Below are 16,909 nucleotides of genomic sequence, written 5' to 3' on the forward strand. Positions count from 1 at the left end.
TTACTTGAAAAAGTAGGCAACACTTAGCTTGGCACAAAAAGGAGTACCTGCTGTAAAACACATTTCGTCAACGGGCTGCGATTCGCCTTTTAAACGTGTTACAGTATCAAATTGCGTTTCTTTCCATTTGGTATTTAAAACATTGTTTATTACCAAACCAATTTCATATTTTGGCTTGGTGTAATTGATTACAGCATCCGTAATAAAATACCCCACAGCCGTAAGACTATAATCGGCATTGCCCGGCCTATCACCTGTGTAACGATACCGTAAACTACCATTAAAGCCATTTTTAGATCCATACGTGATACCACCTGTACTTGTCCAAACGGGTGCAAGCGGAATATAATTATGGCCTTTAGGATCGCTTAAAGAACGGCCATGTGCATAATTGACATCCACATCCACATATAACGATTTTGCAGGTTGATAACGTCCAGAAAAATCGAAGCCTATTCGGCCAGTTTTACCGTTAAAACTCGCATCGCCGCCATCGCCATTGTACACAAATTCTTGCTGCAAATAAATATACCAAACTGCCGCATTGATAATTAGGTTTTTAGTAGGCTTAAATACCGATCCAACATCTGAGCCATAAGCCGATGGTAAGATATCATAACCATGTTTGATAACAACCGCTCTTGTATCATTAGAATGAAAACCTTTGCCTGAAGTAAAATACAATTGTAGGCGATCATTTACATGGTAATATAGATTCAATTTTGGGCTCACCGTATTGGCGTTTGCTTTATAAATACCAATACCCGGTAATGTAGTATCATTGGCTAATTTATTATTATACTGGTGGTAAAACTGGTCGAAACGCAGGCCAGCATTGAGGCTAAAATGGTCATTAAAACTAAACGTTTCGCTAACATAAGGCGAGATGCTTAACTCAGATATATTGCCCAGTTTAATTTTGTTTAAAGTAATATAACGGTCTTTTGTGTGCGATAAGCCCGAGTTGTTGGTAATATCTGCACGAACATTGGCGCCAACTTCTGTAGTTATTTTGGTATTACCTATAAAGCCATGTTGTTGATAACTTCCATTATAACCTATCATATCTCTTGCTTCTTTTTGTCGTATTTCATCGCCATTGGTAGTATCTACCAAAAAGAAGGTGAAGTTGGTATGTAAATCAAAATGATAATTTGAATAATACAGTTGGTTTTTTAAAATACCTCCATTTTTTAAAGAAGTTACCAATTGCACATTCGCATTGGTACGATAAGTTTCGCCGCCTTCAAAAGGGTCTATGGCACCATAAAAACCAATGATACCTTTATTTACAGCTCTGTCGGGTATTTGGCCAGAAGCATCCCATTTTGTCCAGAAACTAGCGGCTGAGGCGATGATAGTGGTATTGTTTGAGAGTTTACCAACGTATTTGGTAAATGCATTAAACCGCTTAAAATGCTGTGGATGATCAAAATAAGCATCTGCATAACGATACTCTGATGCAACATACCAAGATTGCTGTTTTTGTTTGGCGGTTTCGTTGAGCAAATTGAACATACCCAAGGCTCTATACGTGTTAAACATACCTGCTTCTAGTTTTACCAAATTATTCGTTAGCGCATTTTTGGTATTAAAATCTACAAAACCTGTGGTAGTAAAATCGCCTTTGCTAGCCGTATAGGGCCCTTTTTTAAAATCCACATTTTCTATTGTTTCTGGAATAATAAAATGACTATCCGCAAAACCTTGCCCATGTGCATGCGATACCATATTAATGGGCATGCCATCTACATCCAATCTAAAATCGGTACCATGATCGGCATCAAAGCCACGTAAAAAAATTTGTTCTGCCTTGCCACCGCCTTGGTGCTGACCAATAACAATACCCGGAATAATTCTTAATACTTCCTGCGAATTATTGACGCCGCGCATGGCAATATCCGTTTTGCTAATGGGCTTATATTGATTGCCGGCATTGTTGGCTACCAATACATCTTGCAATAAAATTTGCTTTTGTGTAAGCGCAACCGTTTTACTGTTTTGTAGTTGCTGAATGGTAAAAGTGGCTTTTGTGTACCCAATATTATCTATTGTAACGCTATTGCTAGCCTCAAACCTTCCTTTAAATACAAAAATACCCCTTGCATCTGTGAGGGTGGTAATGGTTTGCGGTAGCAGCGTTACAATAGCGCCTTCAATGGGTTGGTTGGTTTTACTATCCAAAACTTTACAGCTTAGCATAGTTTGCGCATGACCAATTGATAGACCCATAGAAATGCACACAACAAAGCCTATAAAAATTGAGGTCAATTTCTGTTTCATTAAAATTTAAATAAAATGACGAATGGTGTTGCTTTAAAAAGTGGCTATTGCTTAATAATGGTTATGAACGTTAAAGCTGCTAAGCAGTTTACTGCGTAGAATCGACTACCATAGCCATTTGGCTATACTAGTTGCTTGAAACCATCACGAAACAATAAAAGCGAACACATTAGCATTTGGGAGGCGGATAATCACTAAACAAGTGCGTGGCAATAGCTATAAGATTATAACTAATAAAGGATGGTTTGGCAGTTATTGGGCAAAAATACTGATACGTGATACTTGCCATATCATGATCATCTGCGCTATTGGTATATTTTGAAAGTGGCGTTGTTTTGTCGCCCGCAGTTTTTTTAGCGATGGCCGCGGCCTCATAGTGGGTGTGGTATTTACCATGCTCGTAGTGCACGGTAGAAATATGTTCGTACAGCCAAAATGTATGTGCCACCGTATCTGATACATAGGGTAAAACAGGCATTAACATCACCGTGCTATAGGCTAGCAATAACAGATATGATAATACATGTTTCATTGATTTAAAAGTACGGTAAAATAGGGTAGTTGGATTGATGGTATGTTTATGATGCTATTTTGGGTGACTATTGTGGCTTTTAGAAAGAACACCAATAGCGGCGAAATAGTTACATTATTTATATTTCAAAATGGGAAAGCTAATATCTAGATAAGCGAAGTATGCTGTTGGTGAAGAACACCAACAGCGGCGGGATAGAAAACCAATAAGCACTAATAGTAAATAATTTACCAATAAGATGCTGCCATAAGGTAACAGGAGTTCGCTACAGCGAACTCCTGTTCATTTTTACGAACTAGTGTTCTTGTACAGAAACTACAGTTACCAAAAAGCAAACAGTTGTTTAGAAAACAGGAACTACAGTTCGTGTACAGGAACTATAGTGAGCATAAAGTAAACTAGCGTTAGGAAAATAGGAACTACTGTTTGCTCACAGGAAGGCTTGTTTGGAAAAAATAGGCTGAACGCCTTTTTAAAATGATTCATGGAATTTGTCTGAGCAGAGTAACGTGCCCTCACGAAACACTTGAAAACAATATTGATACGTGAAGACAGTTACAAAGGCGAAGACTGGTGAATACCCGACAATACAAATGGCGAATAGATTGGATTGTGACAACGACAATACAAAAAGTCGAAGACTAATACATTAATAATCAGCAGCAAGAAAATATTTGATATTGCGCCTAATATCATATATACTTGCATTAGCAGTAAGCCAATGACGACAGACAAACCGAAATCAACATCATCGACAATATTCAAACTGACTCTTTGGTGGACAGTCATTTTGACGACAATAAAGTTGTTTGAAAGTCTTTTAATCAATTCGTTTTTCATATTCTTTTATACACCGACAATCCTCATTGGTTATTTAGGACTTCTGATACTTTTATTATTCTCAATAATTTATTGGGTTCGACAACGAAATAAGGTCCACAGACCATTTCTCCCTTTCTTTTTTAGCATCTTGACAATTGCGTTTATTTTCTTTTTCCCATTTAACTGGCTGACACTTGAAGTTGACTTCAGGTTGAAACTTAGTGAGAGAGAAAAGATAGTAAAAATGATTACCGACAAGACTATTCCCTACGACTTGGACAAATCATCACGTGTTGAAATTCCAACAGAATATGAAAATTTATCTGCTGGTTCAGCAAACGTAGTAGTTGAGAGCATAGACAATACAACCTGTGTTTTTTTCTACACGTTTCGTGGGCTGACAGACAATTCAGCAGGCTTCGTTTATATCCCAGACGAAAAAATAATGTCAAAATTTAAAGTCGGACAATTTGGTGCAAGCACTATCTTTTACGACCCAATAGAAATAACTAAAATTGCAGACCATTGGTATTTTATAGCAAACACATGACGGACAGATGTCCTACTGCTAACAAGGGGTTTGCGATAGCGGGGGTGCAGTGCTTCGCAGACACATTTGTGCAAGGAGGAAGTTCAGTTCTCCGAATGAACTTTAGTACTAAAACTCCCCGCCATTGCAAACCCCCAAAACGTTAGCTATAACTTTATTTGACATACCAAAATTTTATGCTCAGACGAATTCTTGCTTGTATTCTATTTGGACTTGGTTTATTGATTGTTACATTTTTCAGAAAGTACTCCGGACAAGTTATTCCTTATCCGTTTTTATTTTACTTAGCAGGCCTTGCAATGTTTATGATTGCAGCTTTATTACTACGAAATGTGCCGACACGCATACAATTGACTTTACAAAAACAAATCGCCGACTTAAAAGAGAATGGTAACAAAATTCGCGTTGACTTCTCGCAATGCGAAATAAAAGAAAACAATTACACAGAAGAACAAGATAAATTCGAAACTCCAAACGAATTGTTTTCATTCGGTTACGGACAAGAAATACAAGTGTTAGATGCCTTTACCAAACCATCACATAATGTTGAACAAATTCAAATTAATCAGTCAATAATATTTTTTAATTACCAAAATAATCAAACAGGACAAGAAGAAATATTTGTAAGCAGGGTTATTAATAAAGACAGAGTAACGTTAATGTTTCACTTAGAACAGCAAAAAAGCACAACGTTGTTTGTTGACAAAATAAATCGTAAGAAATATTATTTTGATCTTGCATTTTTAAATAACTAAATAAACAAAAATTTATAAACAGCTACAGCCAACAGAAGCATTGGCGTTAAGTCGGCGGACGGAACACAGGTGTTAAGCAGCAGCAAAAAAATGGCTTTAGTTCCAAGCATGACTTTATAAATTAGGCTGCAGAATCAAACATAATTGTTTTAATTTCAAACTAGCAGCAGTTCAGGCTGACGGTTTTTCAAATTCCGCCCCAACGCCAATGCTAACCCGTTAGCGGTACCCCCCCTCACAAATTTGGTGCGTGCAAGGTATGATAACCGCTTGCATGCACCAAAAAGGTTGATGCAAGAAGCTGTAGCTGCTTGCATGAAGTAAAAAGGTTGGTGCAAGAAGCTATAGGTGCATGATTGAAGTAAAAAGGTTGGTGCAAGAAGCTATAGGTGCATGAATGAAATAAAAAGGTTGATGCATGAAGCTGTAGGTGCTTGCAAGCGGTAAAAGCGGGTAGATATAAATGTAAAACCGCCCACCAAATACATCTACCCTACCAAAATGAAAAAGCCTCTTAAAAATGGAAGGGGCATATCTACCTCAATTTTACATCCTTGGCCGACAGCCGTGTTTCGTGTGCTCACGAAACACTTGAAAATAATATTGATAGGCGAAGACTGGTGAATACCCGACAATACAAATGGCGAATAGATTGGATTGTGACAACGACAATACAAAAAGTCGAAGACTAATACATTAATAATCAGCAGCAAGAAAATATTTGATATTGCGCCTAATATCATATATGTTTACGTTGATGGGAATGCGATTGACAACCACTTCCTGACTAAAACTTTTAATTATCAAATTCTAAATGCCTGTACATTTACCACCGACACACCGAGGCAATGTTTATGAGATTCTTGCAGATTTCCTTTTGTCTTTATTAGGAATTGCAAATCCACAAAGACGTCAATTTGACGACGGCTATGATTTTTATTGCAGTCTCTCAGATGAAACAAATGGCTTGTTGACATTTGACTTCCCTTTCACTATTCAGATAAAAAGTGGCAGTAAGTTTGAAATAAAATATGGCAAGTCTGTAAACAAGTGGAAACAACAAGACATCTCTTGGCTATTTAATCATTCGACACCATTTTTTATCGGCTTTATTGACGTCGAAGAAAAACTACTCAGTATTTATGACACGACTGGTATTTGGTTTTTATATGGGAAAGGGGACATCAACTGTAGTCAAATTGTCTTTACGCCAAGCAACAGAGAAAAAAACGAACGAAGAGAACTACCTGAAGTGACAGCTATTAAAAAATGGGAAACGAATAAAGGTGATGGCAAGAGGTATAGAATAGATTTAGGCAATCCTTTAGTTACAATAAGTATTAACGATATTGATAATCATGAAACCTTGCAGCAAAAAAGAGAGGTTATGCGACACATAATTTTAATTGAACGTGAAAATATTATCAACAGAAATTTAGGAATATTTTGCTTTAAAGAAATAAAACAGAACACAACTAATAAAAGTGAAAATATAGAATGGGGTATTCAAATTCTCGGTAATTATAACGAACTCTATATTTCAAAAATATATGATTCAATCGCATTTGCCTTAATTTCTCTTTCAATGAATTTACAAACTCATCAAAGAAATGATGAAGTTCAGGCAATCAAAAGTGTTTTAAAATATTTGCCAAATCAAAGACTTTTCAAACAACTTTATGACCAGCATCCAGATTTTTTTGACTGGGTTCATTTAGATGAGGATGCAAACAAAGGATAAAGTACTGCCACCACCACGAACTGTGTAAAAAACCAAATAAATCAGGCAAAATTTTTTGAATAATTATCGTTGTACAACCTACCAGATTTTACTACTGCAAAAACCTTTACCTCTGGATAGTATATCGTCTTTGCACTCGGCGTAGGGCTTGTTTACGCCGTTTTAATAGTAGTAGCATTTACTAAAACCAAAATAGCCTCTTAGAGCCCATAGCTTAAAGGCAAAAAAACTAATTCCTCAACATTATTCAGGAGATGTTTTATTTTAGTAGACGAACTACAGAATTTACACACTTAACGAGTCTACTAAATTCAAGACGGGTCAGACAATACAATGCCTAGCGCTACACAAAAAATACTCGCTCAATCGTCCAATACAAAGCTGTTACAGCAATAGCAATAGAGATGGGGTAAACAAGGCGTTTTCTGTAATACTTTTTTTTGCCAAATGGGACTACCAATAAAGCAAATACGGCCAAGATGATGCTGATTTGTCCCAACTCAACCCCAATGTTAAAAGATAGGATAGATAGGGCAAATTGATTGCGGGGTAAGCCTATTTCGTTTAGCGAACTCGCAAAACCCATCCCATGAATGAGCCCAAATAAAAACACTAGTAAAATGCGCCAAGGTTTTAGTTCTGTTAATAGCATATTTTCTATGGCTACGAATAAAATAGATAGGGCGATAATAGGCTCTACCACTGCGCTAGGCGCTACAATAATACTTTTCATGCTCAATGCTAGCGTGATAGAATGAGCTAATGTAAATGCCGTGGCTTGCCACAAAATGACTTTCACTTTATTGCTAAGTAAACAAAGCCCAATTACAAACAATATATGATCTAAACCTTGAGGTAGGATGTGACTAAAACCAAGTTTTAGGTAAAATAATACCACATGTTCGGTAGGGGCTTTTTCTAGCGAATAATTAATGGTATGCCCATAGCTATAATTGGCGATGAATAGCAACAATAGACTAATGCCAATCAACTTTTGTTGCTTACTACTTGGTAAAAGCAACCAATGATTTGATCTCATAAAAGCAGAATAATTATAAAGTTTTGAAAGCTTCTATACTCTCTGTACGCAAGCTTTGTGCAATATACGCATTGCTGCTTGTTGCTGCTTGCAATAGGGTTTTGGCCATTGTTTTATCGCCTGCTTTATAAAAAATTAATCCTGCTCTGCTTAATAATGTGGGGTTTTTAGAATTGGTTTTTAAAGCCACTTTTATATATGGTAATGCTTTGGTGTAGTCACCTTTATTGTAATACATCCAAGCAACGGCCTCGTTTACATCAATATTGTCTGGTCTGCGGTTGTATTCTAATAGCGCATGTTCTAAAGCCTTATCAACATCTTTAATTTTTAGGTAGGCATAAGCCAATTCTTTATCCGCATAGTGACCAATATTTTCATCATCATTAGCGGCTTTGGCATCTTTGCTTAAGTCTGCAATCACCGCATTGGCTATCACCTGTGCTTTCGCACTATCGCCCGTTATTTGATAAATATCAACTAGCTCTTCTTTCATGGCGTTGTCATTAATCAAAGAATCTGCTTGCTCAAAATAGCCAATGGCTTTTTTATAATCTTTATTAGCCAAAGCCACTCTGCCCAAACCCGCAATGGCATAGGCATAACCTGGTCTTAGCGCTAGTGAGTATTGGTAGAGCGTATCGGCTTTTTTATAATCGCCTACTTTTTCGTACAAGCTACCTAATTGTACACGTGTCCATTCGGTATGTTCATCGCCAGCGCCGCCAGTTTCTACGGCCATTTTCATCGCTTTAATAGCGCCAGTATAATCGCCATAAATTTCTCTTAAATACGATACTCTAGAATATGAGGTTAAATCTGGACGAACCGATACCATTTTATCAGCATACACAACAGCGCTATCGTATCTACCCATTTCTACATTGCCATCTACCAATAGGCCATATATATAGCCGTTGTAAGGATTAATAGCTCTTGCTTTGGCAGCGGTAGTTAAGCCATCTGCAAAGTGGTGTTGGCTCATTTCTATTAAGGCTTTAAATACCAATGCATTAAAATTGTCTGGTTCTAATTTTAATACACTTTTTAGTTGGTGCATTGCAGCCATATCGTAATATACATAGTTGCCAGTTTCTCTCGCTTCTTGAATATAAAGCGATGCTAATTTTAAAGATGATTTAGTATCGTTTGGGTTTAATGCCAAAGCTGCAATAAGGTCTGTAGCACGTTTTTTAACGGCTAGAAATTCTTTGCTTTGTGCTGCTGGTCCTTTGCGGTCGAGTAATTCGTAAATGTAACTTTCTTTTGCTTTTTGTTTTTGATTGTAGTTAATAACGATGGCAGTTGTAGCTATTATAAAAACAGCAATGCTTAATAAGTAGATGTTTTTCTTTTTCATGTGTTATTTAATTTCAGATGAAGTGTATAGGTTTTAAATACATACGGCCTATTATAAAAAGTGGTTTGGATTGAAAAAGAAATAACTGGTATAAAAAAATAACCCAGCCAAAAGGCTGGGTTATTTAGCATTGGATTTAATACGGGGTGTTATTATTGTTTCACTATTTTCTTAGAGGCAACGGTAGCACCATTGCTTTCCGCGATTATAATGTATGTTCCGCTTGATAAACTAGATATGTCTATACGTGCATTGCCAGAGGTTAATAGTTTAGTCGCAACTTTTTTGCCATTACCATCAAATATGCTGATGTTGATATTGTTTTGTGTACTGCTAATGTTAATAAAGCTACTTGCAGGATTTGGGGTAACCGTTAATTCGGTTTTGCTGTCAAATCGTACGGAGCGAATAGGCGAGTAGCTGAATTTACCATCATTATCTACTTGTTTAATACGGTAATAGTTAGTAGCATTTTTAGTAGGCGTGGTGTGCGTAAAACTGTAGTTTTTAATGCCGCCACCAACTGTTGCATTCACTGTTCCTACTTTACTAAAGCTAGCGCCAGTACTTTGTTCTATATCATAATGGTTGTTATTCACTTCGTTGGTTACTTGCCAATCTAGCACAACATTATCTCCTGAAATGTTTGCAGTAAAATCAACAAAATTTACTGGTAAAGGGGTATTTACAGGGCCTACATAATTGGCACCAATGAAGCCGCGCCAAGGCGCTTGTACATATGGGAAGCCAGTTTTAAAAGTGGTATCATTGGCTGTAACACCTGCGTTAAAGCTAATCACATTTACTAATTGATTAGATACTGGGTTGTTGCCATTTGTATTGTAATCATCGTACCACAAGCCAATAGCAGCAAGTGCTACACCCGATACAGCTTGTAATTCAATAGTGGTTACGTCATCTTCTAAGCGTCTACCATTAGGGAAGCCATCCATGTTTGGAATAAATTGTAATGCTGTACCACTTGCTGTAAAACGAGCATCTGTTAGACCTAACACCGCCGCTTTTACAATACCTAAAGAGCTAAAGTCGGGACTATTTCTTGGCGTAACTGGCACTGCCATGTTTAGGCGCAATAAATCGCCAAGTGTTGGTAAAAAGTTATTGATAAATGGTTTACCAACTGATAAAGGACTACCTGCTGGTTTGCCTGTGGCTAATTGATAAGGCGCTAAGTTTGGTACACCCGTGTAAAAAATGGGTAAAATGTCTACGGCACGAGGGCTAGCATTGTCTGGCAATAAAATACTACCAAAATTTGCATCGCTTAAAGCTGTACCATTTAAAGCAGGATTACCTTTTAAGCCATATAAACCTGGTTTACCATTTCTAAAATCAAAACTTCCTAAAGAATTACTTTGAATACGTAAAGAAGACAAACCTGGTACGGCACCACCAAACTGAGAATCATCCATATATAAGGCTAATTCAGGATTTTTAAAGTAAGTGGCAAATTGTAAGTCATTACTTGGTGACGTTGCATTCCATTTGTCTTTTTGGCCAATAGGAATTACCACTTCATTGGTTAATGGCATACCCAAACGAGATACTTGTACCCAACTACCAGAACCCACAGGGTTACCACCCGTAGAATCGAATGTAGTAATCGAAGGGCGGCTAGCACTAGCATACACACCAATTACAAAGTCAGGGTCAAGAATAGAACTTGCTTGTGCAGTTGTTTTGCCATCTTTTTGTAAAGTTGATATAGGTACTTCTATTACCAAAGAATGACAGTTGAACTTAGCCAAACCATCTTTGCCAGTAGCTCTAAAGCCGCCAACATCGAATGCACCGCCTAAGTCTACAAAAAATGGATCATCTACCGGGCCTGCAAATACTTTTTCGCCAGTGGTAGCAGTGGCAATGGCAGCAGTCATTAATGCATCATAATTAGAAGCACCCAAACCTACCGTACCATTTTCGATAGAACGCGAACCAATATTTGGTGGCGGAACAATCCCATTACTAACAATTGTAGTGAATACGCCACTATTATTAATACTACGCTCTAAGGTATACGTCGTTTTTATATTTTGCTGACCCAAACGAATATTGAAAAACGTAGTAGGATCTTGGTTTACTTGCGTAAATGTGAAGCGATAGGTAATATCATCGCCAGTGGTAGCCGTTTGGTTTTTAATGTGAATTTCGTAACGAATATTCTCACCAAATGTATACCAGTTAGGACCGCCAGCAGGATGCTCAAAAGGGATGTAATTGGCGATTAGTACAATTTTGCTAGAATCCGAAGGACTTCTAAAAGCATACAAATCGGTATTATCTGCCAACGGATCATTGGCAATCAATGGCGCTTCTCTATGAGAAGAGGCTTTTACAACACTTTGGCTAAGTGTTATGCAAACCAAAGTAGCCGTGAATAGTTTTATAATTCTGTTCATAAAATTTTATTTAGATAAGTTAGAACCTTGGTTTTGAAGTGTAATCATAACCTCTCCATGGCGTTTGCACGTAAGGGAAAGATGGCTTAAATGTGGTATCGTTTTTAGTAGGACCTGCGCTAAAACTTAGTACGTTTAACAATCTTGGTGTGACAGGGCTTTGACCTACTGAGTAGTCATCGTACCACAAACCAATAGCTGCTAATACCACACCAGATACCGCTTGCAATTCGATAGTGGTTACATCATCTTCCAAGCGTCTACCATTAGGGAAACCATCCATATTTGGAATAAACTGCAATGCAGTACCGCTTGATGTGAAACGGGAATCGGTTAAACCTAAAACGGCTGCTTGTACCAAACCAAGTGAGCTAAAATCTGCACTATTTCTTGGGGTTACTGGTACGGCCATGTTGAGGCGTAACATATCGCCAAAAGTTGGCAAAAAGTTATTGATAAAAGGTTTACCTACAGATAATGGGCTGCCCGCTGGTTTGCCTGTTGCCAACTGATAAGGCGCCAAATTTGGCACGCCAGTATAAAATATTGGTAATAAATCAACGGCACGTGGGCTAGTGCTATCTGGTAATAATACGCTACCAAAATTGGCTTCACTTAACGCAGTACCATCTAAAGCAGGATTACCTTTTAAGCCATACAAACCTTTTTTACCGTTTCTAAAATCGAATGCACCCAATGATTTTTGTTGAATTCGTAAGGCATTCAAAGAAGGCACTGCACCGCCAAATTGAGAATCATCCATATATAACGCCAACTCTGGATTTTTGAAATAAGGGATGAATGCACCTTCACCAGACGTATTGGCTTTTATTGTATTCCATTTGTCTTTTTGACCAACTGGAACAATTGCTTCATTGGTTAATGGCATGCCCAAGCGAGATACTTGTACCCAATTGCCTGAGAAACTAGTTGTACCGCTACCGTCGCTTGCCAATGTTTTTATTTGCTGACGGCTTGCGCTTGCCCATACGCCAATTACAAAATCACCATCTAAAATGCTAGTCGCTTGTGCTGTTGTTTTGCCGTCTTTTTGTAAAGAGCTAATTGGCACTTTAATAGCAATGCTGTGAACGTTAAAACGCGCCAAACCATCTTTTGTGGGATTGGTATTATTACCTTCTGGTCTAAAGTTGCCTACATCAAATGCACCTGCTAAATCCACAAAAAACGGATCATCAGCAGGGCCTGCAAATACTTTCTCGCCAGTGGTTGCCGTAGCAATAGCGTTGGTCATAAGGGTATTGTAATTGCTACCTAAACCCACTGTGCTATTTTCAATAGAACGTGGACCAATGTTTGGTGGCGGTACAATCCCACTATTTACAATTGTTACGAATGTACTGCCACCATCGGTGCTTTTTTCTAACTTGTAAGTAGTTTTCAGATTTTGCTGTCCTAGACGTATATTAAAAAAGGTTGTACCGTCTTGATTTACTTGCGTAAATGTGAAGCGGTAAGTAATGTCATCACCAGTAGTTGTGGTTTTGTTTTTAATGTGAATTTCATAACGCACATTAGGACTAAAACTGTAGTAGTTAGGCCCACCTTCTGGTAATTGAAAAGGAATGTAATTAGCGATTAGCGTAACTGTAGATGAATCATCTGGACTTCTAAACGCATATACATCGGTGTTGTCGGCCAATGGATCATTGGCAATCAATGGTGCTTCTCTGTGCGATGAAGCTTTTGCTGTAACGTGTAGCAACATTGCTAATGGAATCATTGCAAGATGTTTCCATCTGAAGATGTGAAAAATTTTTTTCATAAATTAATGCATTAAATGTTAATGAAGCGCCAAGAAATAGTAGGTAGAAAGATGGTATTTATAGGTACGAGGGATGGAAGCAAAAAGATTGCATCATTTTTAATATTCTTTCACATTTTTTTTACAAATAAAAAACCTTGCTTTTTTATGAAAAGCAAGGCTAGGCAAGTTCTTTGGTGTGATTTTATTTTTCTAATCCCTGTTGCAAAATTTGGGTTAAGACAGGCATGTGTATGTCTTCTATTTTATTAATATATAAACAACCTTTACCAGTTTTGTATTTTCCGAGTTTGGAAAGTAAGCCTTGTTCGTCTTTAACAGCGGCGCTTACATACAGTGCAAAATTTTGCTTGCGTGGCGAAAAGCCCATGATAAACCAATCTAATTCTCTACCATTGTTGTATACCAAGCGTTTATCACCAAAACCTATAATGGCAGGTCCCCACATTTTAGCTGTTGCTTTAGTAGTTGCTTCCATCATAGCAAGAATGGTAAATGCATCTTGTCGTTTTTGAAGATCTTCTATGTTGTTTAAAAAAGCTTCAACATTGGCATCGGTTTGTTTGGTTTTTAATTCAGCCATAGCAGTTGTTTTATGTTAATGCGTTGTATCGAAGATACTTATTTTTCTTCTTTCTTTAGCACCAAAGGCTCAACCTTTTACTAATACGTTCTTTTTGTTGCTTGATCGCTGTAGGTATGATTCACTAATAAAAAAGGGAAACATCCCTATTTTAAATAGAATGAAGTAGCTATTATCAGCAGGCTATGCTTGCTATCGCTAAACTTATTTCAATACGCATTCTTATTTTTATAAATATTATGTATAACATAAAAAATTTACACTATGATTTTATATGAAAAAACTACTGCTATGCTATCTGCATAAAGCAAATGTTTATTTACAAATAGGCAAAATGGGTCGTCAACAATTATTTTTGGATTTTAAATAAAAGGCTTCGTTGTAATTCTACAACGAAGCCCACAAAATCATTTTAAGACATTAAAAATTAATTCAATCCCACACCAATGCGCTTGCACCTAAAATTGCCGCATCACTTTCTTTTAAGTTACTGAACATAAGTTGTACCTTATTTTTAAATACTTGGATTAAGTTCTTTTCCATGGCTTCTTTGGTAGGATTCATAATGTAACTACCAGCTTTGGTAAGGCCTCCAAACAAAATAATTGCTTGTGGCGAAGAGAACATCACAAAATTGGCTAAGGCTTCACCTAAAATTTCGCCAGTAAAATCAAAAATGCCCTTTGCAATTTCATCACCTTTTATTGCACATTCATAAACGGTTTGGCTAGTGAGGTCTTCTTCTGCAAAATCTCTGAGTAAGCTTACTTTGGTAGGGTTTGCTGCTAAAAATTCAACAGCGGTATCTTTCACGCCTGTTGCAGAAGCATAAGATTCTAAACACCCACGGCTACCTGTACCTCTGTGTAATCTACCACCATGACGTACAATAACATGACCCAGTTCGCCAGCAAATCCATCGTGTCCAACCACCATTTTGCCATCAATAACAATACCGCTACCAACACCCGTACCGAGTGTAATGGTGATAAAATGCTTCATACCTTTGGCAGCGCCATACATCATTTCGCCCATAGCGGCAGCATTAGCATCATTGGTAAGGATAGTTTTAATATCGAATTTTTCGGTAATTAAATGTGCAATCGGTACAATGCCTTGCCAATGTAAATTGGCTGCGTACTCAATATTGCCAGTATATAAATTACCATTTGGCGCACCCATACCTATGCCAATAAAATTTTCTTTGCCACCATGTCTATCAATCATTGGCTGCAACTTTTTGTGTAGTTCGTCTACAAAAAAGTTAACGGGTTTTTCACTGGCAGTAGCTATTCTGTCTTGTTCAAGTATATTACCTTCTTTATCTACAATACCAAACTTTGCGGTAGTGCCGCCAAGGTCTATACCTACTACATATTGAGGGGTTGTTGTATTCATTGTTATCTTTCGTTAATGTCTATTGTTAAATGTTCGCCTTTGCAAAATTAATGACCGCCACCTTTTGCAACCACATCATAATCTATACCTTGTGCTTTTAATATGCTTTTAGCTTTTGCAGCATAAAAAGCCATGTACGCAAAACAAGCAACCCCAACAATGTAGCTAAATTGGATACCTAATAAATGGTCTGATGCTAACCAACCTTGTAGTAATGGCGCCAATGCCCCGCCTAAAATCATCATTACCAATAGGCTACTTCCTTGATTGGTATACTTACCTAAGCCAGCAACGGATAGTGTAAAGATACAAGGCCATAAAGTGCTACAAAATAATCCAACGCTTACAAATGCAAATACACTAATCATACCCGTTGTAAACATACCTATAACTAAAGCTGAAATACCCATCAATGAGAAAATAAGTAACATTCTTGCAGGACTGCCTTTACTTAAAATATCGCCTGCTATCATTACAATAATTACAACACCATATACATAAAAAGAAGTGATATTGTGTTGTGCAATTGAATTTACAATTAAGAAAACACCAAAAGCCAAATACGGCATTAAGAAGTTTAGAATTTTCTTAAAGCCTGCACTTATGTCAAAAGCGCCAACAGCACCTGTCCATCTACCCATCATTAAGCTTGCCCAGTATAACGAAATATAAGGTGCGTTGAAATCGTTAGTAAACTCTTTTGCTCCAGCCAAATGCAACGATTTTAAAACGGCATTACCATTTAAAATTTCAAAATGCTGGCGCAGATATTCAGGCAAATTACTCGCTGTAGAAACCTCAACACCTACATATACAAAAATACCAATCATACCTAAAACCAATTGTGGATATTGAAAAACAGATGCTCGGTGTAATATTTTATTTTCTGCTTCTGCCTCTTCGATTGCAACTTCTTCTAAGTCGATTTTATTGGGTACAGAAGAAAGTTTTAGAAAGATAGCTACTACAATGAAGGCTGCACCTACCACCAAATAAGGTAATTTAACACTACTAATACTTGCTATTGTATTACCGCTACTTACACTGCCAAAAATGGCTAGGCTTACTAATAATGGACCAATAGTAGTACCAAAATTATTGATACCACCGGCCATACTTAAACGCTGTGAGCCAGTTTTGGGATTACCCATAACAATGGCTAAAGGGTTAGCAGCAATTTGCTGTAGCGAGAAGCCAAGCCCTACAATAAATAAACCAGATAGCATCAATGTAAATGAGGCATTATTTGCCGCAGGATAAAATAATAAAGTACCAATTGCAGAAATGATTAAGCCAATCACAATTCCGTTTTTATAGCCAATTTTATTAAGAATATCGCCACCAATAACTTTCGAAACGATAAAGTAAATAATAGAACCAATAAAATAAGCCGCATAGAAAGCAAAAGCAACCAATTGGCTTTGCCATTGCTCTAAATTAAATGCTTTTTTAAATACTGGGATTAAGATATCGTTGCTAGCGGCAACAAAGCCCCAAAAGAAAAATACGGTTACGAGCGTTGCAAACTGCCCCCATTTAGTTTTTTGATTCATATTACAAACATTTTTTTGTTAGGGGCTGAAAATAAAGACTTTTATTTACATAAAATTGTTTGGTTAAAATTTGTTTCAAAACTATTA

At 37.2% G+C, this 16,909-nt stretch carries 12 protein-coding genes; 3 read left to right on the forward strand and 9 right to left on the reverse strand.

The genetic code is table 11. From position 1 onward, the window contains the following. Both ACFOW1_RS02800 and ACFOW1_RS02805 read right to left on the reverse strand, forming a co-directional pair. Positions 1–2,283, reverse strand: a complete 2,283-nt coding sequence (locus ACFOW1_RS02800) for a TonB-dependent receptor (protein WP_379012187.1) — start codon at positions 2,281–2,283, stop codon at positions 1–3. A 169-nt stretch (positions 2,284–2,452) separates the two neighbouring features. Further along, the gene (locus ACFOW1_RS02805; protein WP_379012188.1) at positions 2,453–2,815 is read right to left on the reverse strand and encodes a hypothetical protein; all 363 of its coding nucleotides are present in this window, start codon (positions 2,813–2,815) and stop codon (positions 2,453–2,455) included. Between the two features lie 970 nt (positions 2,816–3,785). Here ACFOW1_RS02805 and ACFOW1_RS02810 point away from each other — a divergent pair. The 3 genes from ACFOW1_RS02810 (at position 3,786) to ACFOW1_RS02820 (ending at position 6,683) form a co-directional block, all read left to right on the forward strand. After that, the gene (locus tag ACFOW1_RS02810) at positions 3,786–4,187 is read left to right on the forward strand and encodes a hypothetical protein (RefSeq protein ID WP_379012189.1); all 402 of its coding nucleotides are present in this window, start codon (positions 3,786–3,788) and stop codon (positions 4,185–4,187) included. A gap of 176 nt (positions 4,188–4,363) precedes the next feature. Further along, positions 4,364–4,942, forward strand: a complete 579-nt coding sequence (locus ACFOW1_RS02815; protein ID WP_379012190.1) for a hypothetical protein — start codon at positions 4,364–4,366, stop codon at positions 4,940–4,942. Between the two features lie 814 nt (positions 4,943–5,756). Continuing rightward, positions 5,757–6,683, forward strand: coding sequence for a hypothetical protein (locus tag ACFOW1_RS02820; RefSeq protein WP_379012191.1), 927 nt, complete (start codon positions 5,757–5,759; stop codon positions 6,681–6,683). Between the two features lie 343 nt (positions 6,684–7,026). Here ACFOW1_RS02820 and ACFOW1_RS02825 read toward each other — a convergent pair whose 3' ends face one another. The 7 genes from ACFOW1_RS02825 to ACFOW1_RS02855 all read right to left on the reverse strand — a co-directional run bounded on the left by ACFOW1_RS02825 (position 7,027) and on the right by ACFOW1_RS02855 (position 16,822). Continuing rightward, a complete protein-coding gene (locus ACFOW1_RS02825; RefSeq protein WP_379012192.1) occupies positions 7,027–7,722 on the reverse strand; it encodes a HupE/UreJ family protein in 696 nt (231 codons plus the stop codon). A 13-nt stretch (positions 7,723–7,735) separates the two neighbouring features. Next, positions 7,736–9,082 (reverse strand): tetratricopeptide repeat protein, encoded by a 1,347-nt coding sequence (locus ACFOW1_RS02830; protein WP_379012193.1) that lies wholly within the window; start codon positions 9,080–9,082, stop codon positions 7,736–7,738. A 152-nt stretch (positions 9,083–9,234) separates the two neighbouring features. Beyond that, positions 9,235–11,502: a DUF4331 family protein gene (locus ACFOW1_RS02835; protein WP_379012194.1), complete on the reverse strand. Its 2,268-nt coding sequence runs from the start codon at positions 11,500–11,502 to the stop codon at positions 9,235–9,237. 19 nt (positions 11,503–11,521) lie between these two features. Next, entirely contained in the window at positions 11,522–13,288 is a 1,767-nt protein-coding gene (locus ACFOW1_RS02840) for a DUF4331 domain-containing protein (RefSeq protein ID WP_379012195.1), read from the reverse strand. A 184-nt stretch (positions 13,289–13,472) separates the two neighbouring features. Further along, positions 13,473–13,871 carry a DUF1801 domain-containing protein gene (locus ACFOW1_RS02845; protein ID WP_379012196.1) on the reverse strand — a complete coding sequence of 133 codons (399 nt, stop codon included), beginning with the start codon at positions 13,869–13,871 and terminating at the stop codon, positions 13,473–13,475. Between the two features lie 432 nt (positions 13,872–14,303). Beyond that, entirely contained in the window at positions 14,304–15,269 is a 966-nt protein-coding gene (locus tag ACFOW1_RS02850; RefSeq protein WP_379012197.1) for an ROK family protein, read from the reverse strand. Positions 15,270–15,316: 47 nt separating this feature from the next. Then, positions 15,317–16,822: an MFS transporter gene (locus tag ACFOW1_RS02855; protein WP_379012198.1), complete on the reverse strand. Its 1,506-nt coding sequence runs from the start codon at positions 16,820–16,822 to the stop codon at positions 15,317–15,319. Positions 16,823–16,909: the final 87 nt, after the last annotated feature.

This window comes from Parasediminibacterium paludis (genome assembly GCF_042651445.1).
Taxonomy (GTDB): domain Bacteria; phylum Bacteroidota; class Bacteroidia; order Chitinophagales; family Chitinophagaceae; genus Parasediminibacterium; species Parasediminibacterium paludis.